Source organism: Alteromonas antoniana (assembly GCF_019249295.1).
GTDB lineage: Bacteria > Pseudomonadota > Gammaproteobacteria > Enterobacterales > Alteromonadaceae > Alteromonas > Alteromonas antoniana.
Window position 1 is genome coordinate 1 of sequence record NZ_JAESDH010000037.1, and the last position, 14,788, is coordinate 14,788.

General features: G+C 49.3%; 12 protein-coding genes. 1 reads left to right on the forward strand and 11 read right to left on the reverse strand.

What is annotated here, in order from left to right; translation table 11 throughout:
* Nucleotides 1–103: 103 nt before the first annotated feature.
* Nucleotides 104–1,756, reverse strand: a complete 1,653-nt coding sequence (locus JKP77_RS20405; protein ID WP_218313019.1) for a M28 family metallopeptidase — start codon at nt 1,754–1,756, stop codon at nt 104–106.
* 258 nt (nt 1,757–2,014) lie between these two features.
* Between JKP77_RS20405 and JKP77_RS20410 the strand changes: the two genes are divergently transcribed.
* On the forward strand, nt 2,015–2,863 hold the full coding sequence (locus JKP77_RS20410; protein ID WP_218313020.1) for a DUF3025 domain-containing protein: 849 nt from the start codon (nt 2,015–2,017) through the stop codon (nt 2,861–2,863).
* On the opposite strand, the gene JKP77_RS20415 is transcribed toward JKP77_RS20410, so the two are convergent.
* The 10 genes from JKP77_RS20415 to JKP77_RS20460 all read right to left on the reverse strand — a co-directional run bounded on the left by JKP77_RS20415 (nt 2,864) and on the right by JKP77_RS20460 (nt 14,724).
* Nucleotides 2,864–3,568 (reverse strand): Yip1 family protein, encoded by a 705-nt coding sequence (locus tag JKP77_RS20415; RefSeq protein ID WP_218313021.1) that lies wholly within the window; start codon nt 3,566–3,568, stop codon nt 2,864–2,866. It lies immediately after the preceding gene.
* A 248-nt stretch (nt 3,569–3,816) separates the two neighbouring features.
* A complete protein-coding gene (locus JKP77_RS20420) occupies nt 3,817–5,544 on the reverse strand; it encodes an SLC13 family permease (protein ID WP_218313022.1) in 1,728 nt (575 codons plus the stop codon).
* 17 nt (nt 5,545–5,561) lie between these two features.
* Nucleotides 5,562–6,977, reverse strand: a complete 1,416-nt coding sequence (cysN, locus tag JKP77_RS20425) for a sulfate adenylyltransferase subunit CysN (RefSeq protein ID WP_218313023.1) — start codon at nt 6,975–6,977, stop codon at nt 5,562–5,564.
* Nucleotides 6,978–6,979: 2 nt separating this feature from the next.
* The gene (gene cysQ / locus JKP77_RS20430; protein WP_218313024.1) at nt 6,980–7,768 is read right to left on the reverse strand and encodes a 3'(2'),5'-bisphosphate nucleotidase CysQ; all 789 of its coding nucleotides are present in this window, start codon (nt 7,766–7,768) and stop codon (nt 6,980–6,982) included.
* Nucleotides 7,768–8,361, reverse strand: a complete 594-nt coding sequence (gene cysC, locus JKP77_RS20435; RefSeq protein WP_218313025.1) for an adenylyl-sulfate kinase — start codon at nt 8,359–8,361, stop codon at nt 7,768–7,770. The genes cysQ and cysC overlap by 1 nt, the downstream gene beginning before the upstream one ends.
* Nucleotides 8,361–9,275: a sulfate adenylyltransferase subunit CysD gene (gene cysD, locus JKP77_RS20440; RefSeq protein WP_218313026.1), complete on the reverse strand. Its 915-nt coding sequence runs from the start codon at nt 9,273–9,275 to the stop codon at nt 8,361–8,363. Before cysD ends, cysC begins: the two co-directional genes overlap by 1 nt.
* 190 nt (nt 9,276–9,465) lie before the next feature.
* Entirely contained in the window at nt 9,466–10,974 is a 1,509-nt protein-coding gene (gene putP / locus JKP77_RS20445; protein WP_218313027.1) for a sodium/proline symporter PutP, read from the reverse strand.
* 273 nt (nt 10,975–11,247) lie between these two features.
* Nucleotides 11,248–11,952 (reverse strand): DUF3379 family protein, encoded by a 705-nt coding sequence (locus JKP77_RS20450; RefSeq protein ID WP_218313028.1) that lies wholly within the window; start codon nt 11,950–11,952, stop codon nt 11,248–11,250.
* Nucleotides 11,945–12,502 carry a sigma-70 family RNA polymerase sigma factor gene (locus JKP77_RS20455; RefSeq protein WP_218313029.1) on the reverse strand — a complete coding sequence of 186 codons (558 nt, stop codon included), beginning with the start codon at nt 12,500–12,502 and terminating at the stop codon, nt 11,945–11,947. The genes JKP77_RS20450 and JKP77_RS20455 overlap by 8 nt, the downstream gene beginning before the upstream one ends.
* 353 nt (nt 12,503–12,855) lie before the next feature.
* Entirely contained in the window at nt 12,856–14,724 is a 1,869-nt protein-coding gene (locus JKP77_RS20460; protein ID WP_218313030.1) for a DUF885 domain-containing protein, read from the reverse strand.
* Nucleotides 14,725–14,788 lie beyond the last annotated feature (64 nt).

The following is a 14,788-nucleotide window of genomic DNA, read 5'->3' on the forward strand; positions in this document are numbered from 1 at the left end:
TTTAAGTTGCAAACCATCCTTGAGGGTTACGACATTGCCAGGTCTCTGGAGGCTGACTTGTGATCAAGAGACAGGCACGAAGGCTGGCTTTCAGATAGCGCGTTTACTGGCGCTGGAATTCGCTTGAGGCTTTCCAGGCCGGCCATTCGTCGGCGTTAGCCACCTGATAACCCACATCAAATAGCATTTGCGTGTCCTGAGCGATACCGCTTAAATCCCAGGTGTCACGGTACTGATCACACACCTGATGGTAACAACCGGTCACGATAACGTTCATGCGTTTACGGTATGCAGCCGTTTCTGCATCAGCAGGCTCGCTGCCGCCTTCAGCATACAGCGCCGGTACGCCTTTTTTCGCAAAGCTGAAATGATCAGAGCGATAGTAGTACCCGGCTTCAGGACGGTCTTCCTGAGTCAGTGTGCGCCCCTGACGCTGAGCGGCAACGTTGAGGTTGTCTTCCAGTTCACTCTTGCCCATACCGACAACCGCCACATCCTTGGTTTTGCCAAGGATATTCATCGCGTCCATATTGATGTTGGCAACCGTTTTGTCCAAAGGAATAACCGGGTTATCAGCATAATACTTCGAGCCAAGCAGACCTTGCTCTTCTGCGGTAACGATCAGAAAACTCACTGAGCGTTTCGGAGCCGGACTGAGCTTTCCGAAAGCGCGTGCCATTACCACTGAGGCAGCGGTGCCCGTGGCATTATCATGAGCACCGTTGTATATCTGATCGCCTTCTTTGGTATCATCTTTGCCAAGGTGATCCCAGTGTGAGGTGTAAATAATGTGCTCATCAGGGCGCTCGCTACCCGGAAGCGTAGCAATTACGTTATAGCTTTTTGATTTTTCAAACTTATTGTTTACGGTGACAGAGGCTGCAATATCCATAGCCTGAGAGTAGGGACCTTGCATCGCTTTTTGCTTCTCTGCATAAAAGTCCATGCCTGCATCAGCAAAAACCTTTTGCGCAGCTTCCAGCGTCAGCCAGCCCTCAACCGCTACACGGCTTGCACCACCATCGTCGCTCACCAGACCATATTGCGGGCCGCTCCAGCTGTTCGCTACCACTGACCAGCCGTAACTTGCCGGTGCGGTCTCATGCACAATCAATGCGCCGGCTGCACCCTGACGGCTGGCTTCTTCATACTTGTAGCTCCAGCGTCCGTAGTAGGTCATGGTTGTGCCCTGAAACTTACCGCTTTCCGGGTTTTCGAAGCCAGGATCATTAACCAGGATCACAACGGTTTTCCCTTCAACATCGAGGCCTTCGTAATCATTCCATTCGTATTCAGGTGCATTCACGCCATAGCCGACAAATACCAGTTCTGAATCTGTCAGGCTGACTGCATCCTGCTCACGCTTTGAAGACGCAACCATGTCGTCTTTGTATTTAAATACATTGTCGCCAATGGTCATAGTCATAGCCGGATCAGCGGTTATTTCCATCAGTGCAACTTCCTGAAGGAAGCTGTCACCGTTACCCGGCTGCATGCCTGCTGCTTTAAATTCTTTTACCAGAAAATCCAGCGTTTTCTTTTCGCCGACAGTGGTTGGCAAACGCCCTTCAAACTCATCGGATGCCAGTGTTTTTAAAGGTGGGCGGATATCATCAGCAGAAATACTGGCGTACACCTCGTCGAAGTTACTCTTTTCCGGGGCAACCGGTGTCTGGCTTTGTTTATCCTCAGCAGGAGAACATCCGGCAAGTGCGAAGACGGCAGATGTTGCTAAAGGCAAAAGAATTTTTTTCATTGTTAGTCTCTGTTTGCTCTGAAATTACTAACCAGTATAGAGAATTACCCCAGCCGAACCAATAGCATGGCCTTGTTATCTGTCACGTTCATCGTGTTAAGGCTCGCGGGAGGTTTGTTGTCATAGATTAATGACGCCGTGAAAAGCCCATGACCGACATTGTGACTACGCCGTAAATCCAACTTTTATTGGCATTTTTGCAAAGAATACGTAGGATCCGCCGTCATTACCGCAAACGTTGAAGGTCAGGGAGTTTTAATGAGCGCGCCCTTATGGGGATCCATTACAAATGGAGTCAATACCTTGCCTGTGGTTAAGCAATGTCTTGAACAAACCGGTTTGCTGAGCGCCAGTGTATTTCCCGACGCTGCAAGGCTGAACCAGGCGGCGGACGCGCTGTATCTTCGCTGGGAGGGGCCTGAGTTTCGCGGCCAGTCCACATTTTCAGTCGATGATACACGCTATTATGAGGAAATTATCCATCAGGATGCTGTGATCCCGACGCGGGAAAATAGCTGGCACGACTTGTTTAACGCCTGTATCTGGATGCAGTTCCCCCATACCAAGAAGCGATTAAATCAGCTTCATATTGATGATATTCAACGCGCAGGATTGCATCCGCGCACTGCACGACGTAACCGACTGACACATTTTGACGAGTGTGGTGTGGTGCTTGCCGTTGAAGACAGTCAAAGAGAAGTGGGGAACGCCTTACTCGGCGCGCTGGCATCTCATGCATGGCAGGAAGTGTTGTGGCATCAGAGAGCAATGTGGAGTGAAACCATACAGCCATTTATGTTTGGCCATGCCAACCTGGAAATGATGTTGTCGCCTTTTATTGGCTTAACCGGAAAGTGGCTGGCGGTTTGCGTTCCTGATGGTTTTTCGAAGTTACCGGTGGTAGAAAAGTGGCAGGTTCTGGATGCGGCGATGGTTGCCCGTATCAACGCCCTGGATAACTTCCAGCCACAGCATATTTTACGCCCATTACCGTTACTGGGCGTGCCAGGATGGTGGCACGAACAAACGCTGGCGTTTTTTCAGAACACAGACTATTTTCGCCCGCAGCGAGACGGGGTGCCGCGGACGATTCAACTGCCGCTGTGATTACAGCAGAATAACGACGGCCCAGATTGTCCAGATAATGGCCCAGGGCGCCACGGCGATGACTGCCGATTTCTTGGTGGAAAAGTTCGTCCACTGGCTTATGCCAACGGTAGTGAGGTAAATACCCCAAAAAGAATCCAGACGAATCGACTGTAAAAAAGCAAACCAGTCGGATGTCATTTCTGTGCCCATCCAATAAGCCAGTGATAACGGGAGTACGATAGACGGGTTAAGCTGTCCACCGTCAGACAGTACCAGCAGCACAACGGCAATGAGCGCGCTGATAACAATCGGCATGCCTGCCCACCAGGTAAAGCCGTACCAGTCAGTATAACCGTTGGCATTATCTTCATCGCCACGGGTAGCGATATTCAGATACGCGGCGACAATGGCATTTATCACAATAAGGCCAACGAAAGTGCCAATGACAGTAAAGGCAGTCATGCTGGTGCGCGTCATGTTTTGCTTCTGGGCTTCCATTTCAGCCGGGCTTAACTGGCCGTACTGAGCATTAATGACCAGGTCCTGATACCAACTGATGTCGATGACGCTGATGTAAAGGTAATTGGGAAGAATTGCCATAATCACGACAATCAGAAACGGCAGCCACGACCAGTTGCTTTTTTCGTTAATGGCGTTAAATACGCCATTGGGACGAAAGAATATGTCATTGCAGGCCTGAAGCGGGTTAGTGACGTTGTGCATCCTATGCTCCTTATGATTAATACTTGTTATATTTTTGCGTCTTGAAATGAAAGTGCATTGATAGCGCGTATAGCACAAGGCCAATATCTTAATTCAGATACGTTTGCAAAGTATACCTGCACTGTCGTGCAGGTGAAGCGCCCGGATTGCGGTTTAGGCTGCTAGTTCGTTACTAAATGTGTCGACAGGCTGTTCTTGCAGCCTGTGGGCAATGACGTAACGTACTTTATTAAGCGGTAAGCACGAACTTACTGTAAGTAGGTGTAATTTAAAAGCACGAGTACAATGCTGCTGTAGATCACAGATATCGGCACTCCCACTTTGATAAAGTCGCTAAAGCGGTAGTTAGCAGCATTGAACACCAGCAGGTTAGTCTGATATCCATAAGGCGAGATAAAGCTGGCACTGGCGGCAAAGGCAACCGCAAGGGCGAATGGCATCAGTGGTGCGCCGATAATTCCCACCAGACCGTACGCGAACGGAAACATCAGTGCAGCGGCGGCATTGTTAGTGACGAACTCGGTTAGCAGCAACGTGGCTAAATACACGACCACAAGCGCCATAAACCAATTCGTATCTGCCAGATAAGGCATCAATTGTGATGTTGTCATGGCGATAACACCGGCATTTTCCAGCGCCGTTGCCAGGCTGAGTGCACCGACGATAACGACAATCAGATTCAGCGGCAGATTACGTTTGATTTCGCCATTGGTCGCGACTTTCGCGCCAAGCAGGACAGCGGCAAAAAACAGCAGCCCAATCGCCAGCGAAACCAAATCCATCGCGGCCAGCGCGACGGTAGTAAGAAACCCGCCTAATGTTACCCATTCCTGCTTCAGGCTGAGGGGACGGGAAATTTTCTGCTCGGACAGAATAAAAAAGTTTTTGGAAAGGTTTTTTCTGGTTGTGAAGTCTGGCCCCGCTGCCAGTAAAAGGAAATCACCGGCCTGCAGTTTAATGTCGCCGAGCTTACCGGAAAGCTGTTCACCATCGCGCCGGATTGCCACTACCGCCGCATCGAACAGTGCACGAAAGCCCAACGCTTTAATGGTCTGACCGATAATCTGTGCGCGGTTGGCTACGATCACTTCCGTCAGGTTCTCTCTGAGGATCCCGTCCGCTTCAGCAAACGTGGTTAAGCCTTTAATGTGACTCAGATTATCCAGCTTCTGCACATTGCCGGAAAAAATAAGCTTGTCGCCCTTTAATATCACCAGTTCTGGCGAAACCGGAGTAATTAACTGTCCGTCACGAATGACTTCAACCAGAAACAATTCTGGCAGATTTCTCAGGTGATTTTCTTCAATGGTTTTGCCAATCAGTTCTGAACCACCTTCGACTTCGGCTTCCACAATATAAGCACGATAGTCACTGCCTTTATGGGCAATGGTAGGCAGCAGCGGTGAGAGGACAAACATAATGGCACCGCAGGTCAGTCCCGCTATCATGCCGTAAAGTGTGAAGTCCCAGAAATTGAACCCAGGATGGCCATGTTCCTGTAAAAAGCTGTCGACAATCAGGTTCGTCGAGGTACCAATCAATGTCACTGTGCCGCCAAGGATGGCAGCATAGGAGAGGGGGATCAGTAACCTGGAAGCCGGGAAGTACTGATTTTGTTTTATCGGGCCAATAAGGCTCGCGACAATGGCGGTGTTATTCAACAACGCCGAAGAAAAGAAGGTTAATCCGAATAAACGCCAGTAAGAGGCAGAATAGCTTGCAGTGACAAGCTTCCTGCCCAGGCGTTTAATAAGGGCGGTTTTATCAATGGCGCTGCTGACAATCAGCAGCAGCACCAGTGTAATCAGTCCCTTATTAGTCAGGTTTTGCAGGACATCGTCAAAAGTGATTTGCTGGGTGACTAATAAACTCAGTACAGCTAACGCAAATATTGAAGCCGGGCGCCGTTTTGTAAAAATCAGCGCAGCAATGGTGCCGAAGAAAATCCCCAGCACCATCAACTGGTGTAACGCCATAATGTCCTGTCCTGTGGTTACAGCTTAGTGATATCCAGCGCGTTCCAGTGCGGGAAGTGCTTACGGACCAGCGCGTTAAACTCAACTTCAAATTCAGAGAACTGCGTTGAATCATGTTGGTCATCGCCAGTCAGTGCATCAATGATCATGCCTGAGCCTACCGTACCGTTGGTCAGCCGATCAATCACAATGAAAGCACCTGTCGGGCGATTCTTGCTGTAAGGGTCACACGCTACCGCCTGCTGGAATTTCAGATCAACCACACCAATTTCATTGAGATTCAGGTGCAGCGCATCTTTCTTCTCCAGTGTATTGACGTCAATCTGACAGTCGATGTGTGCAACCGAACCGGTGGTGGTTTTGGTCGCGAACTTAAACGTGTACTGTTTGTTCGGCATCATCGGCTCTTCGCTCATCCACACCAGGTGTGACTTGAACTGCGTCGATAGCAGAGGCTGATTGTTTGATTTTACAATCATGTCGCCACGGGAGATATCAATCTCATCTTCCAGCGTCAGCGTGACTGCCTGAGGCACGTAGGCACGATCCTGTTCGCCTTCAAAAGTAACGATAGATTTCACTTTTGACGTCTTACCTGACGGTAACGCAGTGACTTCATCGCCCGGGGCAACCTGACCTGATACAACCGTACCGGCAAAGCCACGGAAATCAAGGTTAGGGCGGTTTACATACTGAACCGGGAAGCGGAAATCATCGTGATTTGCATCTTCACCAATTTCGATGTTTTCCAGCAACTGCATCAGCGGCGTGCCATCGAACCACGGCGTACTCGGGCTTTGATTCACCACGTTGTCGCCTTCCAGGGCCGAAATTGGCACAAAGCGGATGTCTGGTATATTCAGCTGCTCGGCAAACTTGAGATAGTCTTCACGAATTTCGTTGTACACGTCTTCGCTATAGTCCATCAGGTCCATTTTGTTAACTGCAACGATAACGTGCTGAATGCCTAACAGAGAAACCAGGAAAGAGTGACGTTTAGTCTGCACTTTCACGCCGCCGCGGGCATCGACCAGAATAATCGCCAGGTCACAGGTAGAGGCACCGGTTACCATGTTACGGGTATACTGCTCGTGTCCCGGAGTGTCAGCGATGATGAATTTACGCTTGTCCGTTGAGAAGTAACGGTATGCCACATCAATGGTAATACCCTGCTCACGCTCTGATTGCAGGCCATCTACCAACAGTGCCAGGTCAACTTTTTCACCTGTGGTTCCCATTTTCTTGCTGTCTTTGGTAATGGCAGCAAGCTGGTCTTCATAAATCATTTTTGAATCATGCAACAAGCGACCAATCAGGGTACTTTTGCCGTCATCAACGCTACCGCAAGTTAAAAAACGCAGTAGATCTTTCTTTTCGTGTTGTTCCAGGTAAGACAGGACGTCTTCTCTTAATAATTCGCTTTCGTTATTCATGCTTATGCACTCACAAGGAAGAAGGGGTTCAAAACAGACTCTTTCTGATTGTAAGTCAGAGCCTCGGCTTCAGGATCCAGTGGATTCTCAGGATCCAGCACAGTGACTTTGGCACCAGCGGCGGTAGCAACGGCGTGCGCTGCGCCTGTATCCCACTCAGACGTGGGGCCCAAACGCGGATATAAATGCGCTTCACCTTCGGCAACCAGACACAGCTTCAGTGAGCTGCCCATCGCTACCAGCTCTGTTTCACCATCAAGTTGCGCCATCAGGTTTTTAATTTCAGGGCTTTGGTGAGAGCGACTTCCTACGATTTTCCAGGTGTCGCCTTCAGTGTGAACCCGCGCTGAGATCGCAGTAAACTCACCATCTTGCTCGGTCCAGGCGCCTTTGCCTTCAATACCGATGTAGGCTTTGTTCAGCGCTGGCGCATACACCACACCCATAACAGGTTTGCCACCGTCTATCAGTGCGATATTTACCGTAAACTCACCGTTTTTCTTGATGAATTCTTTAGTGCCATCCAGCGGATCAACTAACCAGTATTGCTGCCAGCTCTGTCTTTCTTCCCATGCAATATCTGCAGATTCCTCAGACAAAATGGGCAGTTCAGAAATCGCTTTCAGTTCATCGACAATCACGTGATGCGCAGCGAGATCCGCTTCTGTTAACGGGCTGGTGTCCTGCTTTTCATAAATGGCGAAATCTTTCTCGTAGATTGCCATAATCTTGTCGCCGGCCAGCTTGGTAATACGAAGTACCTGCTGCGCGAGTGGATCGGAAAGTGCCATTATACAAGTCCTTTTTCAGCTAAGAGGTTATACAAACGCTCTGCGGTGTCTTCGGCAGGCTCATCTTTATATTCCAGATGAATCTCCGGTGACGCGGGCGCTTCGTAAGCAGAATCAATGCCGGTAAAGTCTTTAATTTCGCCATTACGGGCTTTTTTATACAGTCCCTTGGGATCGCGCTGCTCGCACACTTCCAGCGGCGTGTCGACAAACACTTCGATAAACTCGCCTTCAGCTAATAAGTTGCGACAAAAGTCACGATCAGCACGAAACGGTGAAATAAACGCAGTGAGCACGATAATGCCGGAATCAACAAACAGCTTGGCGACTTCACTGATGCGACGGATGTTTTCCACGCGGTCAGTGTCACTGAAACCAAGGTCACCACATAAGCCGTGACGCACATTGTCGCCATCAAGCAGGTAAGTATGTTTATTTTCACCGTGCAACTTTTTTTCCAGCAAGTTGGCCAGCGTCGATTTTCCGGAGCCGGATAATCCTGTCAGCCACAACACCCGCGGTGCCTGTCCCAGACTGTCGGCACGGGTGGATTTATTCACCTCATGTTTATGCCAGACAATATTTGTGGCCATTAGAAATACCCTTCCATTTTCTTTTTCTCCATGGAGCCAGCGCTATCATGGTCAATAACACGTCCCTGGCGTTCAGAGGTTTTGGTAAGCAACATTTCCTGAATTACGTCGGGCAGGGTATCTGCTTCTGACTCTACTGCGCCTGTCAGTGGATAACAGCCAAGCGTACGGAAGCGAACGGAGCGCATTTCTGGCGTCTCGCCTTCTTCCAGCGGCATGCGGTCGTCATCGACCATAATCAGTACACCATCGCGCTCAACCACAGGACGTGGTTTCGCTAAATACAGTGATGGGATTTCGATGTTTTCCAGGTAGATGTATTGCCAGATATCCAGCTCTGTCCAGTTAGACATTGGGAATACACGAATACTTTCGCCCTTGTTAATTTGCGAGTTATAGATATTCCAAAGCTCCGGACGCTGATTTTTCGGATCCCAGCGGTGGTTGCTGTCACGGAAAGAATATACCCGTTCTTTCGCGCGGGATTTCTCTTCGTCCCGGCGGGCACCACCAAACGCGGCATCAAACTTGTACTTGTTCAATGCTTGCTTCAGTGAGGCGGTTTTCATGATATCGGTATGTTTCGCACTACCGTGCGAGAACGGTCCTACGCCTTGTTCCACGCCTTCCTGATTGATATGAACCAGCAGGTCGAAGCCATGCTTTTCAGCCTGACGATCACGAAACTCTATCATCTCCCGGAATTTCCAGGTGGTGTCGACGTGCAATAGGGGAAAAGGAATTTTACCCGGTGCAAATGCTTTGCGCGCCAGGTGCAGAAGAACCGAAGAGTCCTTGCCAACAGAGTACAGCATTACCGGGTTATCAAACTCCGCGGCAACTTCTCTGAAAATGTGGATGCTCTCGGCTTCGAGTTGTTTCAAGTGCGTAATAGACGGGATACTTGCAGTCATTTTTCGAGTCCGATGGTTGAGGTTATATACGAAACGATTATATGCATAGAACGGTAACATATTTAAATGAAAAAGTGCTATGCGATTTTGCTATTTAAAATACCCTCTTTATGCCTTTGAAAATTTATCATCGCAGAATCAAAAACGCCGCGTACAGAACGCGGCGTTTTTTTTCTTAGATAACCAGAGCTCAGAGCTCTTCTTTCATCTTCTTATTAAACACATCGAACATATCGACAACGCCGTCTCTGGGCTTGCCTGACTTACTCAGAATAATGATAGTCAGAGTCGAGAGGATAAATCCGGGAACGATTTCATACATCCACGCTGACAGGCGTTGGCCCTGAATTTCAACAGGTAAGTAGATCCAGATTAGCACGGTAACCGCACCGACAATCATACCGCCCAGCGCGGCGCGGCGCGTCATATCACGTTTAAACAGACTAAATAGTACTAACGGACCAAATGCCGCGCCAAATCCTGCCCAGGCATTACTTACCAGCGTGAGAATGGTGCTGTCTCTGTCGTAAGCAAGATAAATAGCCACAGCAGCGACCACAACAACCGATATACGTCCGGCAATAACCAGTTCCGTGTCTGAGGCATCACGACGCAGGAAAGCCTTATAGAAGTCTTCCGTAAGTGAGCTGGAGGTAACCAGCAACTGCGAGGAGATGGTACTCATAATCGCAGCCAGAATGGCTGCCAGCAGGAAGCCACCAATCAGCGGGTGGAAAAGGATTTGAGACAGGTATATGAACACGGTCTCAGGATCGATGGTGTTGTTGTTTCCTGTGACGTACGCAAGTCCAAACAGGCCCGTCATCAGCGCACCAATAATCGAAACAATCATCCAACTCATACCAATGTTGCGTGCGGCAGGAACATCGTTTACTGAGCGAATAGCCATAAAGCGTACGATGATGTGTGGCTGTCCGAAGTAACCCAGTCCCCAGGAGGCAAGCGAAATGATGCCAATAACAGAAATGGCGGTGCCAGTCTGGGCGTTCATGAAGGGGTCAAATAGCGCCGGATCAATACTCTTCAGAGAGTCGACAGAAGCTCCCAGCCCGCCAAGTTCCATTACGACCACGATGGGGACCATCACCAGCGAAATAAACATGATACAGCCCTGCACAAAATCGGTCATGCTGACTGCCATGAATCCACCGATAAGCGTGTAGGCAACAACCACGCCGGCTGTAACATACAAACCCACTTCGTAGCTTAAACCAAAAGAACTTTCGAATAGCTTGCCACCAGCCACTACGCCTGATGAGGTATATAGCGTAAAGAAAATGACAATGACCACCGACGCGATGACACGCAGGATACGGGTATTATCGGCGAAGCGGTTTTCAAAATAATCGGGAAGGGTGATGGAATTTTTCGCCACTTCGGTAAACACACGAAGGCGGGGAGCAACCAGTATATAGTTAGCAAATGCGCCAATGACCAGACCAATGGCAATCCATCCGGCTGAGATCCCCTGAATGTACATGGCACCAGGAAGGCCCATTAGCATCCAGCCACTCATATCGGACGCGCCGGCTGATAATGCTGTCACCGCGGGGCCCAATTGTCTGCCACCAAGCATATACCCTTCGACGTCGGTATTTGTCTGGCGATAGGCGAAAACCCCTATTCCCAGCATTACAACGAAATACAATCCAAGTGAAATTATCGTGCCTGTAGCCATACATTTTCCTTTTTTCTTTCATGCTATCAGGAAGAGACCTAAGTCTCTAGGGCATAGTCGTTTCAAGTCAGACGTTAATCATTGCAGGAGCAATGACATCACTTCCTGCAAAGCGTGTCGTTTGGCAACTATCGGGTATACCAGAGGTCAACAGGCTCTTGGGAATAACAGAAGCAGGAGACGGTTCCAGCCAATACTATCTTTTACTAACAACATTGAGTTGAAGAGTGACTGCGCCATAAAAAAGCCCTCTGTGAAAGAGGGCTGACAGGCTCAAGCTGAAAACTGAATTTTGCGTTTCACTTCCTGCATCACGGGGTGTAAGTCAGCGTCTTTGTCGCCTACTACCAAGATATTCGCCCGTTGCATTTTGACTGCTTCGCCATGATACGTGTCGTTGGAAAAGGCTTCCGGTAACAGAACATCATCTCGTTGCGGCACAACGAACACTGACATCAGCCCCTGATCGGTTTCGATAATTAAATGCAGACTGCGCACGTTGCTGAGATGACAATAATTTGCCACTTTGACGTTGCCGAGCATGTCAGTCAGTGAAGCCCCAAAGCCAGCGAGCTTGGCATTCACCTGGGTCAGATCCACAGGCAGTCCCGAATGGGATTGCTCGGCAGACGCGTACTGCATATGCACTAATGCTTCATTGCCCAGACTTACCTCGGCGCGGTTAAACAGGGTGAAGCTAATTCCCACAGCAAATGCCACAGATGCCGCCATGGCGATATACCATCGACTACGTTTTCTGTGACGCACGAATTCGTTGGCGGATTGCTGCCAGATCAGTTTATGGGCCATGTCTTCTGGCACTGGCACTCTCATCACGTCGAGCAGAGCACTGTCCTGCGCTTTAAGCTCCTGCCAGAATGCCTGCTTTGCCGGGTCTGATTTTGCAGCCTCGACGACATCGCGATCCGTCGTGTCTGGATTGGCGTAGACACGACGCCTGAATTCTAACTCATCCATTATGACGACCTCGTTGATTCTCTTGTCTCTGTATGGCGTCCCGAAGCTGGTTTCTTGCTCTGAAAAGCCGGGTCATGACGGTGTTTTTGTTTAAGTTGAGCTGCTCTGCTATTTCTTCGCCGCTAAAACCAAATAACAACTGAAGGATTAGTGGTTCACGGTATTCTTCGCTTAGTCCACCAAGGAGACGATGAAGATCCCGTTGCTCTGTTGCACTGTCTGAGTGTGCAGTGTCATCAATAACACTGACATCATCGATATCTACCGTTTCCAGTTGCTTGCGCTCAAAACGCCTGGCATTTTCACGACGAACGATAGTGATTAGCCAGGATTTTGCGGCCTGCTGCTCTTTTAACGCATCAAGAGAGCGCCATGCCCGTAAAAACGTTTCCTGAACGATATCCTCAGCGATACTTTTATCTTTCACGAGCCAGTACGCATACCGGTAAATATCGGCATGAAACGCGTGCACCAGGGCTTCGTAGCGTTGTTGTTTTTCTTTCATACCCGATAAGACCCTGTCTTCGGATATTTTATTTCGCCGGAACATAAAAATGTTGCTTCAAGAATGTAGTTAGACCTGAGCACTATATCCCAACAGACCACTAATCTCATCTGTGTGTGATCACAGCGCGATACAGTCAGTTTTTGATAATGTCAGTTTAGGACTTGTGAGAATGAGAGGTTGTCAAACATGCGACTATGCTGCGCGTATTTTGTTACCGCACCAATGCAGTTTTACGCATACCCGTTTCCTTTCTGTTGGCGTTGTCATGAGGTGAGGAGCTGTGATTTAAGAAAAGATAATCAGACTATGGGGTAACGGCAACCTCACTTCCATATACAGCGTCTCAGGGATAAAAAAAGCCCGGCTCTCTGGCCGGGCTTTTACAGAAATACCGCTTATCCCTGCTTACTGGCTTTGACTGATGCAATCCAGGTGTTAATTTTTTCTTCCAGAATCGACAACGGAACCGTGCCGTCTTTTAAGACCTCATCGTGGAAACCGGCATAAGTGAAATCATCACCCAACTCCTGCATGGCTTTATCACGCAATTCCATGATTTTCAGTTTGCCGATCATGTAGGCTGTAGCCTGACCTGGCATGGCAATGTATCGCTCGATAGCTTTGACTGCGTCATATTCCGGGTTGGGCGTGTTTTCAATCAGGTAGGCAATGGCCTCTTCACGGCTCCATCGCTTCGCGTGGATCCCGGTATCGACTACCAGTCGGCACGCCCGCCAAAGCTCCATTGCCAGGCGCCCGAAGTCGGAGTAGGGATCTTCATAAAATCCCATGTCTTTCGCCAGTTCTTCTGAATATAAACCCCAGCCTTCAGTATATGCCGTGAAGCTCTGAAACTTCTGGAACTGTGGAATTCCGGTGAGCTCCTGAGCGATAGCGCGCTGCATGTGGTGGCCGGGAATCCCTTCGTGATACGCCAGCGCCTCTAACTGGTACGTTGGCATTGCTTTCATATCGTAGAGGTTTGCGTAGTACACACCAGGGCGGCTGCCGTCCTGTGCCGGGTTCTGATAAAAGGCTTTGCCGGCAGACTGTTCGCGGAACGCTTCCACCCGTTTTACAACGATGGGGGCTTCAGGCAGGATCCCAAAATATTCAGGAATTGCGCCACGCATGTCATCAATCACACGTTTGGCTTCGTCAAGGTACTGCTGACGACCTTCATCGGTATTCGGATAGTAGAACTGATCGTCTTCACGCATGAAGACAAAAAACTCCTGCAGCGAGCCTTCAAAGCCTACTTTTTCCATGATTTCACGCATCTGGTTGTGGATACGCTCGACGTTTTCAAGACCAATGTTATGAACCTCATCGGCCGTCATGTCTGTCGTGGTGAAGTAATTAAGACGATTTTGATACCAGGCCTCGCCATCGGGTAAGCGCCATACGCCATCACCTTCGGGAGTCAGTGTTCGCTGATGCTCCAGCGCAGCGACGAAATCTTCGTACGCGGGTTTTACCGATGTGATGAGCGCCGCTTTCGCCTCGCCAATCAGATTTTGTTTTTCAACATCAGAAATATCCAGCGCGTTAACCTTACTGGTAAAGTCTTCCCAGATGCTGGAAGGCTCTGCGTCTGGTTCAAATGGCGCACCAGAGATGACATTTTCAGACGCCTGAATCATTTGATCGTACGACCATGCTGGTGGAAATACGCCTAATTCCTCGCGCAGCCTCATTTGTTCGATAACCTGATCAAACATCTCATCAACCTTGTCCAGGCGGCTGATATAGGCTTTCGCGTCTGACACGTCAGATACCCGGTGAATATTGATCAGAAAGCTTGGCACCATAGTGTGGGCTGCACGGAACTGATGCACAATGTACGAGTGATGACGGAATTTATCGTTTCGAATGTCTCGTTCAAGACCCAGCCGGTAAAGTCTGACACTCAGCTTTTCCGGTTCGGAGAGCTTTTCCGTGTCGAACATATTCAGCTCTTCCAGACGGTTCTTCGCTGTTGCGATAGCCTTGTCCTGTTCCTCTTCGGTGAACTGGTCCCACTCACCGTAGTCATCTTTTATCCCCAGATAACTCTGGAACATTGGAGAACGGTTTAAATCTTCCTGAAATGTACGGGAAAAAAAGTTCTGTACACGTTCCGATTCGCTCATTGCCCCCGATTGTTGAGTCGTAGTGGCAGTTGTCTCTGTTTTTGGCGCGGTCGTGTCGTTGGCTGGTGAGCAGGCCATTAATCCGGTTAAGGCGATGGCAAGTGGTGCTAGTCGCCACGGTGTTGATTTCATAAGAGTCTCCCAAGCTTGTTGAGTGTCCTGAGCCGTAATACATGCATCGTTATCCGGCCCAGGC

Excerpts from the sequence above, each read along its gene's own strand:
- JKP77_RS20405 (WP_218313019.1), bottom strand. The coding sequence starts at position 1,756 with ATGAAAAAAATTCTTTTGCCTTTAGCAACATCTGCCGTCTTCGCACTT.
- JKP77_RS20410 (WP_218313020.1), top strand. The coding sequence starts at position 2,015 with ATGAGCGCGCCCTTATGGGGATCCATTACAAATGGAGTCAATACCTTG.
- JKP77_RS20415 (WP_218313021.1), bottom strand. The coding sequence starts at position 3,568 with ATGCACAACGTCACTAACCCGCTTCAGGCCTGCAATGACATATTCTTT.
- JKP77_RS20420 (WP_218313022.1), bottom strand. The coding sequence starts at position 5,544 with ATGGCGTTACACCAGTTGATGGTGCTGGGGATTTTCTTCGGCACCATT.
- cysN (WP_218313023.1), bottom strand. The coding sequence starts at position 6,977 with ATGAATAACGAAAGCGAATTATTAAGAGAAGACGTCCTGTCTTACCTG.
- cysQ (WP_218313024.1), bottom strand. The coding sequence starts at position 7,768 with ATGGCACTTTCCGATCCACTCGCGCAGCAGGTACTTCGTATTACCAAG.
- cysC (WP_218313025.1), bottom strand. The coding sequence starts at position 8,361 with ATGGCCACAAATATTGTCTGGCATAAACATGAGGTGAATAAATCCACC.
- cysD (WP_218313026.1), bottom strand. The coding sequence starts at position 9,275 with ATGACTGCAAGTATCCCGTCTATTACGCACTTGAAACAACTCGAAGCC.
- putP (WP_218313027.1), bottom strand. The coding sequence starts at position 10,974 with ATGGCTACAGGCACGATAATTTCACTTGGATTGTATTTCGTTGTAATG.
- JKP77_RS20450 (WP_218313028.1), bottom strand. The coding sequence starts at position 11,952 with ATGGATGAGTTAGAATTCAGGCGTCGTGTCTACGCCAATCCAGACACG.
- JKP77_RS20455 (WP_218313029.1), bottom strand. The coding sequence starts at position 12,502 with ATGTTCCGGCGAAATAAAATATCCGAAGACAGGGTCTTATCGGGTATG.
- JKP77_RS20460 (WP_218313030.1), bottom strand. The coding sequence starts at position 14,724 with ATGAAATCAACACCGTGGCGACTAGCACCACTTGCCATCGCCTTAACC.